The following is an 18,502-nucleotide window of genomic DNA, read 5'->3' on the forward strand; positions in this document are numbered from 1 at the left end:
CTATTTTTTTGCTTTGGGTTAAAAATTAGCAATGTCATAAAACCTACCACAATTAAAACGATCAATTGGTCTAGCTGATATGATTAGAGCAACGTTAAAAGAGGAGTACAGTTTTATGAATACAGGTGATTTGGCTTGGGTGTTAATTTCAGCGGCATTGGTTTGGTTAATGACGCCAGGTTTAGCCCTTTTCTATGGTGGCTTGGGTGAACGACGCAATTTATTGCACACGATGTTTGTACCAATTTTAATTATTGGTATTGCGACAATGGTCTGGTTCACTGTTGGTTACTCGTTAGCCTTTGGTGGCGCGGGTGATATCATTGGGAACTTTAAGCACTTGTTCTTATCAGGGGTGTCATTTACCCATTCGACCAAGAGTTTAACGATTCCAGATGGTGCGTTTGCCTTATTCCAGGGCATGTTTCCAATTATCACAGCTGCCATCATTACCGGTTCGGTGATTGGCCGTGTCCGCATTAAAGCCATGATTGTGTTTATAACGCTATGGTTGATTTTTATTTATACCCCATTGGCACACATGGTGTGGGGCGCTGGTTTGTTGGCTAAGCTAGGCGCGATTGACTTTGCTGGTGGGACAGTTGTTCATATTTCAAGTGGTGTGACGGGCTTGGTATTGGCTTTGATGATTGGTCATCGTCATAATGACAAACACGTACCAGTTCGTCCTTCATACGTCCTAATTGGTGGGGCCTTGCTTTGGGTTGGTTGGTTCGGCTTTAACTCAGGTTCTGCATTAGCTGCCAACGGTATTGCTGTTTTGGCCTTGGTTAACACGTGGTTGGCTTCAGCTGCTGGTGTATTGACTTGGGGACTTGCCGAATATAAAATGCATGGCCGCGCTACCTTGTCGGGCATTACAAGTGGTGGGGTTGCTGGTTTAGTTGCCATTACACCAGCTGCAGGTTTCGTTGCACCTTGGGCTGCGGTTGTGATGGGCTTGTTAGCCGGTGTCATTGGCTTTGGCGGCATTACTTTTGTTAAGAATAGTTTTGGTTATGATGATACGCTAGATGCCTTTGGGATTCATGGCATTGGGGGTGCAGTGGGGGCCATTTTGACTGGGGTGTTTGCGGATAAGACAATTGGCGGCATTGCTGGTGCTGTGAACGGTGACTGGTCACTCGTTTGGAAGCAGTTGGTGGCGATTTTGTTCACCGTGGCCTTTGCGGCGATTGGTACCTATATTTTGGCAAAAATCACTGCAGTGATCGCCGCGCCATTACGCCTAACACCTGAAGAAGAAGCGCAGGGTTATGACAATATTATGCATGATTTAACGGTGGAATAACGGGCAAATGCCCGTTTTTTGTGTTAAAATTAAAAGAAACAATATAAAAGGGGATTTGCAATTTGTCAGCACAAATACAGCAAATTTTTAAATTCGAGAATGCTGAGCAGCAGACGAAATTAATTGGGGTAAATGATAGTCTTATCCGTCTCATTGAGGAAGGATTAGATGTCACGTTGTATGCACGCGGCGACCAGATGACGATTGCGGGTGAAGCCGATCAGGTGGCACTTGCGCAAGCTGTTTTACATGAATTAACGCAACTGATTAAACATCAAATTACCGTTTCACCGGCGGATGTCGTGAGTGCTGTCACGATGGCACAACGTGGCACACTTGAATATTTTGGTGATTTATATTCAGAAACATTGATTCGTGATAATAAAGGCCGTGCCGTTCGTGTGAAGAACTTCGGACAACGGCAGTATATTCAAGCCATTCGCAAGCATGATGTGACTTTTGGGATTGGACCAGCCGGTACGGGAAAAACCTATCTTGCCGTCGTGATGGCGATTTCTGCGCTGAAACGTGGAGAAGTTGAGCGTATTATTATTACGCGACCAGCCGTTGAAGCGGGTGAGTCACTAGGCTTTTTGCCAGGTGATTTGAAAGAGAAGGTTGATCCGTATTTGCGACCAATCTATGATGCGATGCATGCCATTATTGGGGCTGAACAGACGCAGCGCTTGATGGATCGTGGGGTCATCGAAATTGCGCCACTGGCTTATATGCGTGGCCGAACATTAGACGATGCCTTCATCATCTTGGATGAAGCACAAAACACCACTAATCAACAGATGAAAATGTTTTTGACACGTTTGGGCTTTGGCTCAAAAATGATTGTCAACGGTGATATCTCACAAATCGATTTACCACGTGGGGCTAAGTCTGGTTTGATTACGGCGCAAAAGATTTTGCAATCAGTGAATCGGATTGCCTTTATTAACTTTAGTAGCGCAGATGTGGTGCGACATCCAGTCGTTGGATTGATTGTTAATGCCTACGAGGCCGCAGAAGCTGCACAATACACGAATGAAAAGGAGCCATCCTCACATGGATCTAGCGATCATTGATCAAACACAAGCTGGTATTAGTCGTTATCACCACGACCTCGTGACGTCGGTGATTGATTTTGCTGGCCAAGCATTAGCTTTACCAGATGATACAGAAATGTCGATTACGTTTGTCAATAATGATGACATTCAACGTTATAATCGCGAATATCGTGGCGTGGACAAACCCACTGATGTCATTAGTTTTGCCATCGAAGAAGGCGATGACGTGTTTGAACAAATTGCTGCGGTGGATGACATTGCTAAAAACATTGGGGATATCATTGTCTCTGTGGATGTCATCGCTACGCAAGCAGAGTACCTGGGTCACAGCTATGAACGTGAGCTTGGCTTCTTGGTCGTACATGGCTTTTTGCATCTAAATGGCTATGACCATATGTTAGGCGATGCAGAAGAAAAGGAAATGTTTGATTTGCAGCGGAAGATTTTGGATGATTATGGCCTCAAGAGATAATAAACAGACAAAATTAATCGGTGAACCAGCATCAGAAAAGCGGCAAACAACGCGTAATCGTAATTTTTTCCGAGCAATGCGTAACTCGTTGAACGGGATTTGGTTGATCTTGGTGCGCGAACGCAACATGCGTATCCATATTTTGTTAGCTTTTCTGATTTTAGTTGCTGGCTTGCATTATGGCTTGTATCGATCAGACTGGCTTTGGGTCACAATAGCTGTGTTTATTGTGATTTTCAGTGAATTTTTGAACACGATTATTGAAGCCGTTGTGGACCTCGTCGTGGAAAAAAAGTATCATCCGTTGGCAAAACTGGCCAAGGATGTCGCTGCGGGGGCAGTCTTAGTGGCAGTCGGCGTTGAAATTATCATTTTATTGCTGATTTTTCAGCCTTATGTTTGGCGTCAATTCGGCATTGTGACTAATTTTTCTGATTTGCTACATAATTTTAAATAAGGTAACATTAATATGTGGTATCGATAAGGTACCTACTGTGCTTGGATTGCCAGTGGTAATCGAGCTATCACTATCAATAGGGGAGAAAGTCGACCTAGGCGTCGCAAAATATTATGACAGAAACACCATTTAAATCAGGATTCGTGGCCATTATTGGCCGACCAAATGTTGGTAAGTCAACATTGCTTAATCGCATCGTTGGTGAAAAGATCGCCATCATGTCAGATAAAGCACAAACAACACGGAATAAAATCCAAGGGATTTATACCACTGATAATGCACAAGTAGTCTTCATTGACACACCTGGTGTGCATAAGCCACAAAATTCATTAGGTGACTTCATGGTGAAGTCAGCCTTCTCAGCATTGCATGAAGCAGATGCCATTTGGTTTGTGGTGGATGCCTCAATGCCACGTGGTCGCGGTGATGATTTTATTATTAGCCGACTTAAAGAAGTAAAAGACACACCAATCTATCTGTTGATTAATAAAGTTGATTTGGTCACGTCAGATGAACTCCTTGATGTCATTCAAAGTTATCAAGAAGACGCCCCAACTTGGGCGGAAGTTTTCCCAATTTCTGCCACTGAAGGGGACAATGTGCCAGAATTATTGGGTAACATTGTTGAAAGCCTTGAAGAAGGGCCACAATACTTCGATTCTGATCAACTAACAGATCATCCAGAACGCTTCGTCATTGGCGAATTGATTCGTGAAAAAGTCTTACAATTGACACGTCAGGAGATTCCACATTCAGTGGCCGTGGTGATTGATAAGATCGCGCGTGAAAGTGAAGATAAAATTCATATTCAAGCGTCAATTATTGTCGAACGCCCAACGCAAAAGAATATTATTATTGGTAAGCAAGGGGCGATGATTAAAGAAATCGGCACGCGCGCCCGTAAAGATATTGAACGTTTGATGGGCGACAAAGTTTTCTTGGAAACATGGGTTAAGGTTGAACCACGCTGGCGTGACCGACCACAAGCTTTGCAAACACTAGGTTACCGTAAAGAAGATTATTAAGCTTGACGATGACCTGCCAGTTAATGTAGTTGGTAATGTGATAAATGGCAGTAATTAATGGCATTGTGCTATATACCAGACAATATAAAGACCATGATTTATTAGTTCGTATGCTCACCGAAAAGGATGGGTTGCGAACTTTTTTGGCACGTGGTGCAAAAAAGCCAAAGTCGACGTTGAGTGCCGCTGTGCAGCCGTTCACGATTTTATCGTTTGAAGGAGCATTACCAAAGCGCAACACCGGACTTGGTTATATCAATGATGCGCAGCAAGCTAACTTATATCCACGATTGATTGATGATATTGAAGCCAATGCTTATGCGGCTTTAATTGCCAGTCTGATTGATCAGAGTTTTGAAGAGGGTGAACCGTTGACGCGTTGGTATCATCAGTTTGAACTGGCTTTACAGAAATTAGAAGCGGGCCTTGATCCGCAAGTGATTGCCAATATCTTTGAAATTCAGTTACTCGTGCCACTTGGGGTTGCGCCTAATTGGCGCGCCGACCCAATCAGCGGCCAAGTGACCGGACGTTTTGATTATTCGGAAAAATATAATGGCATTTTAGCTGAAGAACATTATGATTTAGACGAACATCGATTGATGTTAGATCAGAAAACTATTTTTTATTTGCGGCAATTTAGTGTGATTGATTTGCGGCAAATCAATCAAATCAATCTATCGCCCGTTACCAAACGCGGGCTTCAGCGGGTGATTGATCATATTTATGATAAGCAAGTGGGATTAAAGCCACGTGCTAAGACGTTTATCGAGCAAATGCATGCTTGGCAAAATACATTGGTTAATTTCAGAAAGAATAAGGAAGGTGCATCATGACCATTAAAAAAATATTAGTCCTCCATACTGGTGGGACCATTTCAATGCACGAAGGCGAAAATGGTGGTGTTGAAACAGGCGTTGAAAATCCCTTAACGGGCGTTAAATTGGCCTTACCAGACGTTGACCTGACGGTTGAAAATATTTTCAATTTGCCTAGTGAGCATATTGGGCCCGTGCATATGTTGCAACTGCAACAACGTATTTTGGCGGCCAAGCAAGCCTTTGATGGGGTTGTGATTACCCATGGGACAGATACGTTAGAAGAAACCTCATTCTTTTTGGATAGTACGTTAGCGGTTGATTTCCCAATTGTGATGACTGGGGCAATGCGCTCGTCTAATGAACTTGGGTCAGATGGGTTATATAACTACCATTCTGCACTGCGGGTTGCGGCACATGACGATTCACGGCACCGTGGCGTATTGGTTGTGATGAACGATGAAATTCATGCCGCGCGTTTTGTGACTAAAACGCATACGACCAATGTGGCCACATTTGGCTCACCAATTAGTGGCACGATGGGGCTATTGACGAAACATCAAATTATTTACTTTTATGATTTGCCACAACGCCATGTGTTGCCAATCAACAGCGTCAAGCAAAATATTCCGGTGCTAAAGGCATATGCCGGTATGGACGGTCAACTATTAGAATTGTTAGCGGCCGCTAAAATTGATGGGATCATTATTGAAGCCTTGGGCGCCGGGAATTTATCAAAAGAAGCGGCTAATGGGGTGCTTTATCTCTTATCACGCAACATTCCCGTGGTGATTGTGTCACGGAGTTTTAATGGTGTGGCCGAACCAGTCTATGACTATTTGGGTGGTGGTGTCCAACTTGAAAAAGCTGGGGCCATCTTTGCCACAAGTATTAACGGTCAAAAAGCACGTCTCAAGTTGTTGATTGGCTTAGATAATCACTTGGACGATGTGGCGTTGAAAAACTATTTGCATCAATTTTAATACTGAAATGCGGGTGAGCTGATGCGCACGCCATTGCTTAACCACGACGACCAAGTAAGACTAGTGACCCAAAAGGAGATCTGATGACGAAACCATTGCAACATTTTCTGACAACATTCATACCAGAACATTATGATGTTTATCTGGATATTGATCGACAAAAACAGCGCATTAGCGGCCAAACCACCATTTTTGGTCAGGCACTGACAAATCAAATTTTGTTACATCAGCGTGGTCTCAAAATCAACACGGTTACCGTCAATGGGCAAGCAATGGCCTTTAATACGCAGGATGAACAAGATGCGTTAATGATTTCTAACGTCCCTTTGGGTGATATTCAAATTGTTGTCACTTATGAGACAGTCTTAACCGCCACGTTGATGGGCATCTATCCGGCAGATTATGAGGTCAATGGTGTCAAAAAACAAATTGTGTTGACGCAGTTTGAATCCAGTGGTGCACGTGAGGCCTTTCCAGGGATTGATGAACCAGCGGCCAAAGCGACTTTTGATTTGGCGATTAAGTATGACGAGCAACCGCACGAAACCATTTTGGCGAATATGCCAGAAACGCACGTTGCTGACGGCGTACACTATTTTGCCACGACCAAACGGATGTCGACCTATCTGGTGGCCTTTGCTTTCGGGGCGTTAATTAGTCAAACAACGACTACAGCATCTGGGGTAAAAATTCAAGTTTTTGCTTCTGATGCTTATACACCGTCGGCGCTCCGTTTTGCGCTGGATATTGCCAAGCGCAGTATTGAATTTTATGAAGATTACTTTGATACCACGTATCCATTGCCAGAATCCAAACAACTTGCCGTGCCAGATTTGTCATTTGGTGCCATGGAAAACTGGGGCTTGGTCACATATCGTGAATCAGCGCTGATTTTAGATCCCGACAATGCGTCTTTGGCGCAGAAACATCGGGTTGCCACCATCATTGCGCACGAATTGGCGCATCAATGGTTTGGTGATTTAGTCACGATGACATGGTGGGATGATTTATGGTTAAATGAAAGTTTTGCCAACATGATGGAATACGTTGCTGTTGATGCTTTAATGCCAGAATGGCACATTTGGGAATCGTTCCAAATGAATGACGTCTCATTAGCTTTAAATCGTGATGCAATTGACGGTGTACAACCGGTGCATGTGGCCATTAATCATCCGGATGAAGTGAACACTTTATTTGATAGTGCGATTGTGTATGCTAAAGGGGCGCGAATGTTAGTGATGACACGAGCCATGATTGGTGAAACAGCATTCCGAGCGGGTCTGAAGCAGTACTTTGATCAATACCAATATGGCAATGCGACTGGTGACGATTTGTGGCGTGCTTTGTCGCAAGCGTCTGGAAAAGATGTGTCAGGTGTGATGGCGACTTATTTGTCACAACCAGGTTATCCCATGATTACAGCGTCTATCAATGACGATGGGCAACTTGTGGTCAAGCAAAGCCAGTTTTTCATTGGTCAGCATACCACAACAGGGCAATTATGGCAGGTGCCATTGACCAATAATTTTTCAGAGGACACCCTGATGTTGACGACGCCTGAGATGGTGGTGGGCGACTATGCCACATTGCGTGCGCAAGCTGGGGGTCCGTTGCAATTTAATTTGCACAATCAAGTGCATGCCGTGATACACTATGACGACCAATTATTGGCTGATTTAATGGCGCATAGTGACCAGTTAGATGCGGTGACACAATTACAACTGTTGACGGATCTCAGATTACTCGCTAAAGCGCAAGTGATATCGTATGCGCAACTGGTGCCAATGCTTGGAAAATTGGCACAAAATAATACTATTTTAGTGCAACAAGCTGTACATCAAATCATTGCGGACTTAAAGCGTCTGGTAGCCGATGATCCTGCAAGCACAGCGCAGCTTAAGCAGTTTGTCGGACAGCTGGTGCAACCACATTTACAACGGTTGGGTTGGCATGAGCAACCAACAGAATCAAATGATGATATCAGAGTGCGGCCGTTAATATTGGATGCCGCCTTGTATGCTCAATTGCCGGAAGCCATGGCGATGGCAACGCAACAATTTACCCAATATCGCGATAACCTCACGCAAATGCCAGCTTATATGCGGCGTGCGGTGTTGACATATCAATTAACGACCCAGCCAACGGGTACGTTGTTTGAACAGCTATTTACAGCTTATCAACAAACAACGGATACGGGGTTTAAAAATGATTTAATGGCTGTTTTGCCAGCCAGCACAGATGCTACAGCACTGAAAACGCTGATTGCGAGCTTGAATCAACCAGCCATTATTAAGCCGCAAGATTTTGCCATTTGGTATGGGGGCCTCTTGCATAATCCGTTGGCACAACAACAGGTATGGGATTGGGTGCGCCAACATTGGTCATGGCTGGATCACAAATTAAATGGTAGTATGAACTATACCAATTTGGTAAGAGTCCCAGCTAACTATTTCCAAACGGCGCAACGACTCACTGAGTTTAACGCCTTCTTCATGCCGAAATTACAGCAACCTAACTTGACCCGAGAAATCAAAATGGGCCAGCTTGTCATTGCGAACCAAATGGCGTTGGTTGATAACCAACGTGCACCGTTAAGCCAAGCATTAACGACTTATCTTGCGGATAAGGTTTAAGCTGCCTAACAAAAAACCACTCACATTGTGAGTGGTTTTTTTAGGCTGTGAAAATATTATGATAAATAGCTTTAACTGCTTGATCAGCTAAATCGGGTTGAATACCTAACATAATTGAGATTTCACTGGCGCCTTGGTTCACCATCTGCAAGCTAATGCCTTGATCCTTAAGCGGTGCCACGATTTCAGTTAACGCGCCAATACGGTTACGCATCCCTTCACCCACAATCATAATAATGCCATAACTTGGTAACCATTTGAGCGTGTCTGGCTTAATTTCGGCGGCAATGTCAGCCAACATATGATCAATTTGGGCTTGAGAAAGGAGGGTTTTATCAAAAATAATGGTTAAATCATCAATTCCTGAAGGCATGTGTTCATATGAAATGTTGTGCCGCTTTAAAATTTCCAGAATACGTAGTGTGAAACCAACTTCTTTGTTGAGCAAATAACGGTGGAGGTAGAGGGCGGCAAAACGATTAGAATTCGCAATACCAGTTACCGGTGTTGTTTGCTGTACTTCAGTTGGTGGCACAATAAAAGTACCAGGCGCGTCAGGGTCGTTGGTATTTTTAATGTTAATACGAATGCCACCCTGAATGGCTGGAATAATGGCTTCATCATGAAAAACAGCAAACCCCGCATAAGACAGTTCACGCATTTCGTCATAAGTCATTTGTTTGATAGCCGCCGGTTGATCAATGATGTTGGGATTAACGGCATAGATCGCGCTGACATCCGTAAAGTTTTCATACAAGTCAGCACTCAAACCGCGTGCCATAATGGCACCAGTGATGTCAGAACCACCACGTGAAAATGTTGCCATGTCACCATTTTCTGTGTAACCAAAAAATCCTGGCACAATCAAGCGTTCACTGGTGGTCAAATCAAGTTTCGCGATGGTGTCGTAAGATTTTGGATTGAAAGTGGCTGAGCGTGCCTGATCATCAACGCGAAGACCAATTTCCTTGGGGTCAACGAAGCGGGCTGGTAAGCCAAGGTGGGTGAAGACTTTGGCGACGAGTTGTGCATTGAGAAATTCACCGTGGGCGGCGAAAGCGGCGTAAAGATAATCAAATGAACGGTAGTGTTTTTGGGCAAGATGATCAATTTGTTCGTCAATGTCTGCTAATTCATAAGCAGGAAGGTCAAAATAATCGCCGATGGCGTGATAACGGGCTTTAATGGTTTGCACAATCTCTGTTGTGTCGGTGTCAGCAATTGTTCCCTCGGCATAAGCAAGGAGTAAATCAGTTACCTTGGTATCGTCTTTAAAACGCTTACCTGGAGCAGAAACGACCACAACTTTACGGGCGTTATCGGATTGAATAATATCAAAAACACGTTGTAATTGGCGACCGTCAGCGAGTGATGAGCCGCCAAATTTAGAAACTTTCATGGGTTTAATCTTCCTTTTGAATAGTGAGGCCAGTGGTATCCAACTGCAATTGTTGGCAGGTGCCAGGTAAACCGGCAGCTTTCAGCGCTGTTAGTAATTTTTGCGCGACTTGGGCAGGTGCTACAGTGATGACTGTTGGGCCTGCGCCGGACAAGTAAGTGCCTACAATCCCGAGGTCATGGGCAATCGTTCGAATTTGTGCCAAATGCGGGACCAAATGCTGACGCGCGGATTCGTGGAATTTATCGGCTTCAATCAACTGCTTAGCCGTCTCAAAATCATTGGCATTGAGGGCCGCAATCAAGGTATTACCAATCGCACCAGCTGCCACACTGGTTTTAAAATCCAATTGGGCGGGCAACGCAGCCCGCGCTGCGGCCGTCAATAATTGCGTGTCAGGAATATAGGTGACGAATTGCAAGTCTTCAGGGAAATGAATTGGGGCATGATAAACTTGTTGGCCGTCAAAGTAGGCGGCGACCCCACCACCAAATAATGCTGGCGCAACATTATCTGGATGGCCCTCTAGTTTCGTCGCATACGTTAAGATGTCATCAGCTGTTAACTGTAAGTTGGCCAATTCATTGGCCATCGCCAAACCAGCCAGTAAGGCCGATGAAGATGAGCCCAGGCCACGTGCTAATGGAATGTCTGATTTGACCACCAAACGATGGGGTGTCAGATCTGGGGCTAATTGGCGAGCAGTTGCCACAATGAAGTGCGTGGCATCATGGGGAATGGCAGCACCCATTGTGTGTTCTACCACCCATTTAGCGGTTTCTTCGTGAATTTCTAAGGTTAAATAGGTTTGTAAGGCAATCCCTAGTGAGTCAAAACCAGGGCCAATATTTGCGCTAGTAGCTGGTACTTTAATTGTAATCATGAGAATAACTTATACTCCGCAGCGAGATTGATACCATCGGCATTGCGAATGGTCGTTCGAATGAGATTGATTTGAGCATCACTAGCAGGATGGGTTAAGGCGACTAAACGCGCGGTACCGTTAGCAGCAGGGGTTTGTTTGAGATCGGTAAAGCTAATTTTAGCCGCAGCAAACATGCCGGTTACTGAATACATCGCACCTGGTGTATCATCCACTTCAATCACAATGAACCGGCGTGCAATACGCTGTGATGGCTTGGCCAAATCAATGTTTTGGTTAAAGGAGTTAAAGGGACGACCAGGCGTGTTTAAGGCGAGGTCAGTTGCCACATTGGTTAAGTCACTTAACACCGAATTAGCGGTTGGCATTTCACCAGCCCCAGGGCCATAAAGCATGACTTCACCAACAGACTCACCATTGACTAAGACCGCATTATTTTCATTATTCACTGTGGCGAGCGGATGGGTGAAAGGGACTAATTGTGGGGACACTTCGATACTAATGGCATCTTTTGTTTCCCCGACGCGTTGTGCAACCCCTAATAATTTAAGGGCATAGCCAAAACTATTGGCATCCGCAATATCAGCATCAGTTATACCCGTAATGCCCTGAATGGTTAAATCAGACATCACGGGTTGGACACCGAACGCAAAATTAGCCAAAATGATGAGTTTGTAGGCGGCATCAAAACCATCGACGTCATTGGTTGGATCAGATTCCGCAAAACCTTTTTCCTGGGCTAACTGCAAAGCTGCGTGATAAGATAACTGATTGGTTGCCATCTGCGTTAAGATGAAGTTACTGGTGCCATTAATAATACCGGCAACACGCGAAATTTCATCCGCCGTAAAACTCGTTGACAGGGTACGGAGGATTGGAATACCGCCGGCAACTGCCGCTTCAAAAAACAAATCAACGCCATTTGCTTCCGCAATGGCGACGAGTTCTTGACCGCGACTGGCAATCAAGTCTTTGTTGGCTGTAACCACATGCTTTTTTGCAGTCAGGGCTTGTTTGATAATCGTGTAGGCTTGATCAATTGAACCCATGACCTCCACGACAATTTGAATTGCTGGATTTGCCAAAATGTCATTGGGGTCATCGGTGGTTGGAAAATTCTGGTGAAAACCAGTCCGTTGCTTTGCTAAATTACGCACGACAGCTTGCTTCACGACAAGGCGAGCACCGGTACGTTTTGTAATTTGTTCGGCATTTTCTTGGAGGATTTTCACCACGCCACTGCCGACTGTGCCTAAGCCAAAGAGGCCAATTCCAATTTCCATAAAATCATCCTTTGTTTCGTTCATTATTATGACAATTCTATCATTTTTCTTCAAGAATTAGAAGTTATTTGTTATAATCTAACTTAATGACTCAATATTAAAGGAAATCATGTATGCTTAATTATGTTTCAACACGTGGTGAAGCACCAAAGGTGACCGCCAGCCAAGCCATTTTAAACGGTATTGCGCCAGATGGTGGGCTCTATGTCCCTGAAGTGTGGCCAGCCTTGACATTGGATTGGGAAAAATTAAAAAGTCAGACGTATCAAGAAATTGCCACACAAATTTTTGATGGTTTTTTTGATGATTTTAGTGTGGCTGAAATCGATCATATTATTACGAAAGCTTATGGGAACCAGTGGGCGCAGCGTGACGTTGTCACGTATCACCAAGAAGATCAACTCACGTATATGGAGCTGTTTAACGGCCCAACATTGGCCTTTAAAGATGTGGCTTTACAAGCGTTGCCGCATTTGATGACCGCCGCTGCCAAAAAGCAGCAGATTACGGACACGATGGTTATTTTAACGGCCACGTCTGGAGACACGGGCACGGCAGCGATGCGCGGCTTTGGTGATGTCCCGCAAACAGAGATTGTCGTCTTTTACCCTGAAGTGGGTGTGAGTGAGATGCAGCGACAACAAATGCAAACTGAAGCGGCCAAGAATGCTCATGTGATTGCCATTACGGGTAATTTTGATGATGCCCAAAAAGCAGTGAAGTCGTTGTTGTCTGAAAAAGACTTAGTAGCTGATTTAGCTGCTCATCATCAACGTTTTTCATCGGCTAACTCAATTAATATTGGGCGCTTGGTCCCACAAATTGTTTATTACATTCATGCCTATGCACAATTAGTTAACCAAGGTCAAGTGCAGGCCGGTGAACCGGTCACAATTGTTGTCCCAACCGGTAATTTTGGGAATGTGTTGGCTGCTTATTATGCCAGTCAAATTGGGTTACCTGTACGACAATTTGTCGTCGCGTCAAATGAAAATCATGTGCTAACTGACTTTTTCCAGACGGGTCGTTATGATCGACAACGCGCATTCAAGGTCACCAACGCGCCAGCAATGGACATTTTGGTGTCAAGTAACTTGGAACGCTTGCTGTATTTTGCCAGCGGTCGTAACACTGCCGAAGTGAAACGTTATATGCAAGACCTCGCTGACAAGGGCGCCTATGAGGTTACGCCGGAAACGCGTCGTCAACTCAGCCAATTTACGGCTGGCTTTGCCACGCAAGAACAGGTGACAAAGACAATTCAAGCCGTATTTGATCAGACGCAGTACACCATTGATCCACATACGGCTGTTGGCCGTTTTGTCTTGTCAGAACAAGCGATTAGTGGCCCAACTTTGCTAGCAGCGACGGCGAGTCCGTATAAGTTTGCGGATACGGTGTTGACGGCATTAGGTGCGCAAGCTGAAACAGGTTATCAAGGTTTGGCCCAATTAGCCCAACTCACGCAAACAACCATTCCGACAGCGGTCGAGACGTTATTTGCACAACCAATTTTGCATCGTCAGGTGATTACACCCGCGCAAATTGAAAAGACGTTCCGCCAAGAATTGTTATAAAACGAACATTTTAATTAAATATGATAAATAATTCGTTATTATACGGATAATTAGAAAGAAAAAAATGGTTCAATACGTTATAATTAAGTCATTAACGTATTAGGAGAACATCATGTCATTTAAAGAACGTGACCCTGAAGTGTGGAGCGCCATTCAACAAGAAGGTGCCCGCCAAAACCGCACGATTGAATTGATTGCATCGGAAAACTTTGCCTCAAAAGGTGTCCGAGCAGCGCAAGGTTCTGTATTAACGAACAAGTATGCTGAGGGTTATCCCTACAAGCGTTACTACGGTGGTACAGAGTATGTCGATGTGATTGAACAACTTGCGATTGATCGTTTGAAGGCGCTCTTTGGCGCTGAATATGCCAATGTGCAACCCCATTCTGGTTCACAAGCAAATGCTGCGGCTTACATGGCGTTCTTAAAGCCTGGGGACCGTATTCTGGGGATGGATTTGGATGCCGGTGGACATTTGACACATGGTGCGAAAGTATCATTCTCTGGTAAAATGTACGAATCATTTACTTATGGTTTGGACCCTGAAACAGAACAATTAGATTATGAAGCCATTGCGCAACAAGCACGTGAAGTGCAACCACAAATGATTGTTGCTGGGGCGTCAGCTTATTCACGTATTATTGACTTTGACAAGTTCCGCGCGATTGCGGACGAAGTTGGTGCTTACTTGATGGTTGATATGGCTCACATTGCCGGCCTTGTAGCTGCTGGTTTGCATCCAAATCCAGTTGGCATTGCGGATGTTGTGACGTCAACAACGCACAAGACATTGCGTGGTCCACGTGGTGGTGTCATTTTGTCACAAGAAAAGTATGCTAAGCAATTGAACTCAGCAATTTTCCCTGGTTCACAAGGTGGGCCATTGGAACACGTGATTGCAGGAAAGGCGATTGCCTTTGGGGAAGCGTTGCAACCTGAATTCAAGACTTATGCCGCACAAATTATCAAGAACGCCCAAGCCATGGCAGAAGTATTCTCAGAAACTGAAGATATTCGCGTAGTGGCCGGTGGTACGGATAACCATTTGTTTAACTTAGACCTGACGAAGACTGGCTTGAATGGTAAGCAAACGCAAGAATTATTGGATTCTGTGTCAATCACAACCAATAAAGAAGCCTTGCCAAATGAAACACTCAGCCCATTCATCACTTCTGGTATTCGTATTGGGACACCTGCTATCACAACGCGTGGTTTCAAAGAAGCTGATGCCCGCCGTGTGGCTGAATTAATTGTGACAGCCATTCACAATTATGATGATCCAAAGGTATTAAAAGAAGTGAAAAAAGAAGCCGAAATTTTGGCCATGACACACTTATTTGAATAATGGCAAGTCGGCCTAGGCCGACTTTTTTATTGGGGGAGATAACATGCACACAAAACGTGATTTGCGACAAGTACAAAAGCAAAAACTACAAGCTTATCAAGGACCGGACCGTTTAACCGAAGAGACTGCGTTACGAGCTAAACTATTTAATACGGCGCAATGGGCCGCAGCAAAAACCATTGCCGTGGTGCTCAGTACACCTATGGAACTGAACACACAGCCAATTATTGCCCAAGCTTGGGCCAATGGGAAACAAGTTGTGGTACCAAAGATTGTGGCGAAACAGATGCAGTTTGTTGCGATTACGCCGCAAACGGCATTTACGGCAGGCGCGTTAAACATTCAAGAGCCAGAGGAAAACACAGTGTATCCACCAGAAAACATTGATCTGGTGATTGTCCCTGGCTTAGCTTACACGAAACAAGGCGGCCGTTTAGGTTTTGGCGCGGGTTATTACGATCGATTTTTGTCGACTTATACGGGCCAAACCATTGCGCTGGCCTTAACCCCGCAATTACTTGAGACGTTGCCATTAGAACCCCATGATCAAGTTATCGACCAAGTGTTGACACGTTAAGTTAAACACATAAAAAAACCACGCTGAAATAGGTTAGCGTGGTTTTTATGTGACGTTTTAGTCGACGAGGGGTAAAATATTGACGATTGAAATGCGATCACTCTCGTCATTTTTTAACCGGTCAATAATTTCATGATAACGGCGTTCTGACAAAGGTTCTTTGGTTTCAAAGGTCAAAATTTTGTTATCAATGTGATTATTCGTACTTGGATATTGTTCAATCCGGTAAATAATCAATAATTTCCGGTAAGCAAAGGGCTGGACAATCATCCCGTCTAAATGTTCTTCGACTTGTTCTGTTGTTTGGTTCGCAATATTTGCGCTTAATGCTTGTTTTGTCTTTTTAAAAAATGCCATTATTTCTTTCCTGCTTCATTGTCAAAATACGTTGTGAGTCCCTTGGTAATCGCATTGGCAATTTGTTTTTGGTAACGTGTTGATTGAATCTTTTTGAAATCCGAGGGATTGTTGATGTAACCTAATTCAAGTAATGTGGCTGGCTGCGAAGCGCGATTTAAGACCACATATTTGGCGGTGTCCATCCCACGATCAGTCATGGGTAAGCTATTTAAAGCGTTATGCAGTGCTGAGGTTAGGGCTTGGCCATTTTCTTGATAATAGTATTGGGTAATACCGGTGGCATCAGTTGCGCTGTTCTCATCCCCAGCGTGATCGAAGTGAAAGGAGATTTGCGCATCAGCACGGTACTTGGTCGCGAGCTTTGGAATGTCTAATAAGGGGACTAGCACATCTGAATCACGCGTCATTAAGACACGCGCACCCGTTGGGGCCAACGCATCACGTACTTGACGTGCCGTACGTAAGGTATACGTCTTTTCGTGATACTTACCATCGGCTGATGATGAGCCATTGTCACCAGACAAACCATTATAACGCTTATTTGGGTTACCACCATGCCCAGGGTCTAAAACAATCGTGGCTTCACTTATCGGTGTGGCGTGCCGTAAGGTATGCGATTTAGCCACCCAACTCGCCACCCAACCAACTTTTTCATTATCAGCGTGCCGTACTTGATACCAACCTTGATCATCTTTTAAGACAATTAAGTCGGTGCCACGTTTTAAGGTCGCCAGTGATCGGTACTGTAAGCCAGGCCCCGAACGCAATTGCACGTTGTCTGGCCCGGTTGAGATTTTGTCTTTATTGGCGAGCGAGTAAACTAATCCAAAAGTTGTCATTAAGACGAAGACGCTAATACTCACGCCGATGAGATTGCTTAATAACCATTTTTTTATCATGTTTTACCTACTCAAGCGATTGTTATTCATGTATAAATATTGTAACATATTTCGCGCTAGATCAACGTGACCTTTACCCGTAAAAAATGTTACAATTGAATTATGACATAACAGGAACTGTTATGAATACATTTAAAGGTTAAAAGGTAAACACGATGTCAAAAGTAATGGCGGTTAACGCTGGTAGCTCATCACTTAAATTCCAATTGTTGGAAATGCCTGAGGAAAAGGTATTGATGCAGGGTATTATTGAACGTATTGGTTCAGATAATGCTGAAATTTCAATCAAGTACGGTAATAATATCGAACCAAAGCGTTTGATCGGTGCCGAAGAAGGGCATATCACATTAACTAAAAACGGCGGCAAGAAGTTTGAACATGAAATGGCCATTAAGGATCATGAACAAGCAATTGACGTGCTATTGCAAAAGATGACAGATCTTGGCATCGTGAAGGACTTTAACGAAATCACTGGTGTTGGACACCGTGTCGTAGCCGGTGGTGAATGGTTTAACCACTCTGTTGTTGTTACTGACGAAGTGCTTGCTAAGATTGATCGTTTGGGTGATTATGCCCCACTGCACAACCCAGCCAACGCTATGGGTATCCGTGCCTTCCAAAAGTTGTTGCCAGATGCTTTGTCAGTGGCGGTGTTTGACACATCATTCCACCAAACAATGCCTGAAAAGAACTATCTTTACAGCATTCCTTACGAATATTATGCCCGCTACGGTGCGCGTAAGTATGGTGCCCATGGTACGTCACACCGTTACGTGACGGAACGTGCGGCTGAAAAGCTTGGTATTCCATTGGATCAATTCAACGCAATTTCATTCCACTTGGGTGCTGGTGCATCAGTTACAGCGATTAAGAACGGTAAGTCATACGACACATCAATGGGCTTCACACCATTGGCTGGTTTGACAATGGCGACACGTTCAGGTGATGTTGACCCATCATTGATTTACTATATTCAAGAACGTGAAGGTTTGACAAACGAAGAAATGTTGTCAATCTTGAACAAGAAGTCAGGTTTGTTGGGTATTTCAACAATTTCAAACGACATGCGTGATTTGGAAGAAGTCCAAGAAACACACCCACACGCTAAGTTGGCACTTGATATGTTCTATGACCGTGTCATTCGTTACGCTGGTCAATACTTTGCGGAACTTGGTTGTGTTGATGCCGTCATCTTTACTGCTGGTATTGGTGAAAACGATGCCGTGACACGTGCGAAGGTCCTTGAAGCCTTGTCATTTGCCGGTGTGAAGTTGGATGCCGAAGCCAACAATGTGCGTGGTAAGGAAACTGTTTTGACAACACCTGATTCATCAGTAACTGGTTTGTTGATTCCAACAAACGAAGAATTGATGATTGCCCGCGACGTTGAATCATTGCGTTAATACAATTTAAACGCGACACAA

At 44.3% G+C, this 18,502-nt stretch carries 17 protein-coding genes; 12 read left to right on the top strand and 5 right to left on the bottom strand.

All coding sequences use genetic code 11. The features are described from left to right. Nucleotides 1-115: 115 nt before the first annotated feature. The 8 genes from A9176_RS06165 (at nucleotide 116) to A9176_RS06200 (ending at nucleotide 8,755) form a co-directional block, all read left to right on the top strand. Nucleotides 116-1,312, top strand: a complete 1,197-nt coding sequence (locus tag A9176_RS06165) for an ammonium transporter (protein ID WP_077282631.1) — start codon at nucleotides 116-118, stop codon at nucleotides 1,310-1,312. 62 nt (nucleotides 1,313-1,374) lie between these two features. After that, nucleotides 1,375-2,385 (top strand): PhoH family protein, encoded by a 1,011-nt coding sequence (locus A9176_RS06170; RefSeq protein WP_077282633.1) that lies wholly within the window; start codon nucleotides 1,375-1,377, stop codon nucleotides 2,383-2,385. Beyond that, on the top strand, nucleotides 2,366-2,839 hold the full coding sequence (gene ybeY / locus A9176_RS06175) for an rRNA maturation RNase YbeY (RefSeq protein WP_029509318.1): 474 nt from the start codon (nucleotides 2,366-2,368) through the stop codon (nucleotides 2,837-2,839). Before A9176_RS06170 ends, ybeY begins: the two co-directional genes overlap by 20 nt. Next, entirely contained in the window at nucleotides 2,823-3,296 is a 474-nt protein-coding gene (locus A9176_RS06180; protein WP_077283259.1) for a diacylglycerol kinase family protein, read from the top strand. The genes ybeY and A9176_RS06180 overlap by 17 nt, the downstream gene beginning before the upstream one ends. Nucleotides 3,297-3,409: 113 nt before the next feature. Further along, nucleotides 3,410-4,321 (top strand): GTPase Era, encoded by a 912-nt coding sequence (gene era, locus A9176_RS06185; protein WP_055307985.1) that lies wholly within the window; start codon nucleotides 3,410-3,412, stop codon nucleotides 4,319-4,321. A 44-nt stretch (nucleotides 4,322-4,365) separates the two neighbouring features. Next, nucleotides 4,366-5,157, top strand: a complete 792-nt coding sequence (gene recO, locus A9176_RS06190; RefSeq protein WP_068849936.1) for a DNA repair protein RecO — start codon at nucleotides 4,366-4,368, stop codon at nucleotides 5,155-5,157. Next, a complete protein-coding gene (locus A9176_RS06195; protein ID WP_278320901.1) occupies nucleotides 5,154-6,122 on the top strand; it encodes an asparaginase in 969 nt (322 codons plus the stop codon). The genes recO and A9176_RS06195 overlap by 4 nt, the downstream gene beginning before the upstream one ends. An 83-nt stretch (nucleotides 6,123-6,205) precedes the next feature. Then, a complete protein-coding gene (locus A9176_RS06200; protein WP_077282635.1) occupies nucleotides 6,206-8,755 on the top strand; it encodes a M1 family metallopeptidase in 2,550 nt (849 codons plus the stop codon). Between the two features lie 40 nt (nucleotides 8,756-8,795). Here the strand turns inward: A9176_RS06200 and A9176_RS06205 are convergent, their stop codons facing one another. Genes A9176_RS06205 through A9176_RS06215 form a run of 3 tightly spaced genes read right to left on the bottom strand, consistent with a single transcriptional unit; the run spans nucleotide 8,796 to nucleotide 12,320 of the window. Continuing rightward, nucleotides 8,796-10,154, bottom strand: coding sequence for an aspartate kinase (locus tag A9176_RS06205; protein WP_077282637.1), 1,359 nt, complete (start codon nucleotides 10,152-10,154; stop codon nucleotides 8,796-8,798). Between the two features lie 4 nt (nucleotides 10,155-10,158). After that, nucleotides 10,159-11,037 carry a homoserine kinase gene (gene thrB / locus A9176_RS06210; protein WP_077282639.1) on the bottom strand — a complete coding sequence of 293 codons (879 nt, stop codon included), beginning with the start codon at nucleotides 11,035-11,037 and terminating at the stop codon, nucleotides 10,159-10,161. Beyond that, nucleotides 11,034-12,320: a homoserine dehydrogenase gene (locus tag A9176_RS06215; protein WP_077282641.1), complete on the bottom strand. Its 1,287-nt coding sequence runs from the start codon at nucleotides 12,318-12,320 to the stop codon at nucleotides 11,034-11,036. Before A9176_RS06215 ends, thrB begins: the two co-directional genes overlap by 4 nt. A 113-nt stretch (nucleotides 12,321-12,433) precedes the next feature. Here A9176_RS06215 and thrC point away from each other — a divergent pair, with 113 nt between their 5' ends. The 3 genes from thrC to A9176_RS06230 all read left to right on the top strand — a co-directional run bounded on the left by thrC (nucleotide 12,434) and on the right by A9176_RS06230 (nucleotide 15,819). After that, on the top strand, nucleotides 12,434-13,897 hold the full coding sequence (thrC, locus tag A9176_RS06220) for a threonine synthase (protein ID WP_077282643.1): 1,464 nt from the start codon (nucleotides 12,434-12,436) through the stop codon (nucleotides 13,895-13,897). Nucleotides 13,898-14,009: 112 nt separating this feature from the next. Then, nucleotides 14,010-15,242, top strand: a complete 1,233-nt coding sequence (gene glyA, locus A9176_RS06225; protein WP_010003658.1) for a serine hydroxymethyltransferase — start codon at nucleotides 14,010-14,012, stop codon at nucleotides 15,240-15,242. 43 nt (nucleotides 15,243-15,285) lie between these two features. Then, entirely contained in the window at nucleotides 15,286-15,819 is a 534-nt protein-coding gene (locus tag A9176_RS06230; RefSeq protein ID WP_077282645.1) for a 5-formyltetrahydrofolate cyclo-ligase, read from the top strand. A 57-nt stretch (nucleotides 15,820-15,876) separates the two neighbouring features. Here A9176_RS06230 and A9176_RS06235 read toward each other — a convergent pair whose 3' ends face one another. Further along, entirely contained in the window at nucleotides 15,877-16,176 is a 300-nt protein-coding gene (locus A9176_RS06235; RefSeq protein ID WP_029509328.1) for a hypothetical protein, read from the bottom strand. Continuing rightward, on the bottom strand, nucleotides 16,176-17,078 hold the full coding sequence (locus A9176_RS06240; RefSeq protein ID WP_077282647.1) for an N-acetylmuramoyl-L-alanine amidase: 903 nt from the start codon (nucleotides 17,076-17,078) through the stop codon (nucleotides 16,176-16,178). Before A9176_RS06240 ends, A9176_RS06235 begins: the two co-directional genes overlap by 1 nt. Before the next feature lie 155 nt (nucleotides 17,079-17,233). Here A9176_RS06240 and A9176_RS06245 point away from each other — a divergent pair, with 155 nt between their 5' ends. Then, a complete protein-coding gene (locus A9176_RS06245; RefSeq protein ID WP_077282649.1) occupies nucleotides 17,234-18,481 on the top strand; it encodes an acetate/propionate family kinase in 1,248 nt (415 codons plus the stop codon). The last annotated feature ends 21 nt before the right edge of the window (nucleotides 18,482-18,502 follow it).

The organism is Leuconostoc garlicum (assembly GCF_001998805.1).
In the GTDB taxonomy this organism is placed as follows: domain Bacteria; phylum Bacillota; class Bacilli; order Lactobacillales; family Lactobacillaceae; genus Leuconostoc; species Leuconostoc lactis.

Bases quoted from the DNA above. Each gene is read 5' to 3' on its own strand.
- A9176_RS06165 (WP_077282631.1), top strand. From the start codon at position 116: ATGAATACAGGTGATTTGGCTTGGGTGTTAATTTCAGCGGCATTGGTT.
- ybeY (WP_029509318.1), top strand. From the start codon at position 2,366: ATGGATCTAGCGATCATTGATCAAACACAAGCTGGTATTAGTCGTTAT.
- A9176_RS06180 (WP_077283259.1), top strand. From the start codon at position 2,823: ATGGCCTCAAGAGATAATAAACAGACAAAATTAATCGGTGAACCAGCA.
- era (WP_055307985.1), top strand. From the start codon at position 3,410: ATGACAGAAACACCATTTAAATCAGGATTCGTGGCCATTATTGGCCGA.
- recO (WP_068849936.1), top strand. From the start codon at position 4,366: ATGGCAGTAATTAATGGCATTGTGCTATATACCAGACAATATAAAGAC.
- A9176_RS06195 (WP_278320901.1), top strand. From the start codon at position 5,154: ATGACCATTAAAAAAATATTAGTCCTCCATACTGGTGGGACCATTTCA.
- A9176_RS06200 (WP_077282635.1), top strand. From the start codon at position 6,206: ATGACGAAACCATTGCAACATTTTCTGACAACATTCATACCAGAACAT.
- A9176_RS06205 (WP_077282637.1), bottom strand. From the start codon at position 10,154: ATGAAAGTTTCTAAATTTGGCGGCTCATCACTCGCTGACGGTCGCCAA.
- thrB (WP_077282639.1), bottom strand. From the start codon at position 11,037: ATGATTACAATTAAAGTACCAGCTACTAGCGCAAATATTGGCCCTGGT.
- A9176_RS06215 (WP_077282641.1), bottom strand. From the start codon at position 12,320: ATGGAAATTGGAATTGGCCTCTTTGGCTTAGGCACAGTCGGCAGTGGC.
- thrC (WP_077282643.1), top strand. From the start codon at position 12,434: ATGCTTAATTATGTTTCAACACGTGGTGAAGCACCAAAGGTGACCGCC.
- glyA (WP_010003658.1), top strand. From the start codon at position 14,010: ATGTCATTTAAAGAACGTGACCCTGAAGTGTGGAGCGCCATTCAACAA.
- A9176_RS06230 (WP_077282645.1), top strand. From the start codon at position 15,286: ATGCACACAAAACGTGATTTGCGACAAGTACAAAAGCAAAAACTACAA.
- A9176_RS06235 (WP_029509328.1), bottom strand. From the start codon at position 16,176: ATGGCATTTTTTAAAAAGACAAAACAAGCATTAAGCGCAAATATTGCG.
- A9176_RS06240 (WP_077282647.1), bottom strand. From the start codon at position 17,078: ATGATAAAAAAATGGTTATTAAGCAATCTCATCGGCGTGAGTATTAGC.
- A9176_RS06245 (WP_077282649.1), top strand. From the start codon at position 17,234: ATGTCAAAAGTAATGGCGGTTAACGCTGGTAGCTCATCACTTAAATTC.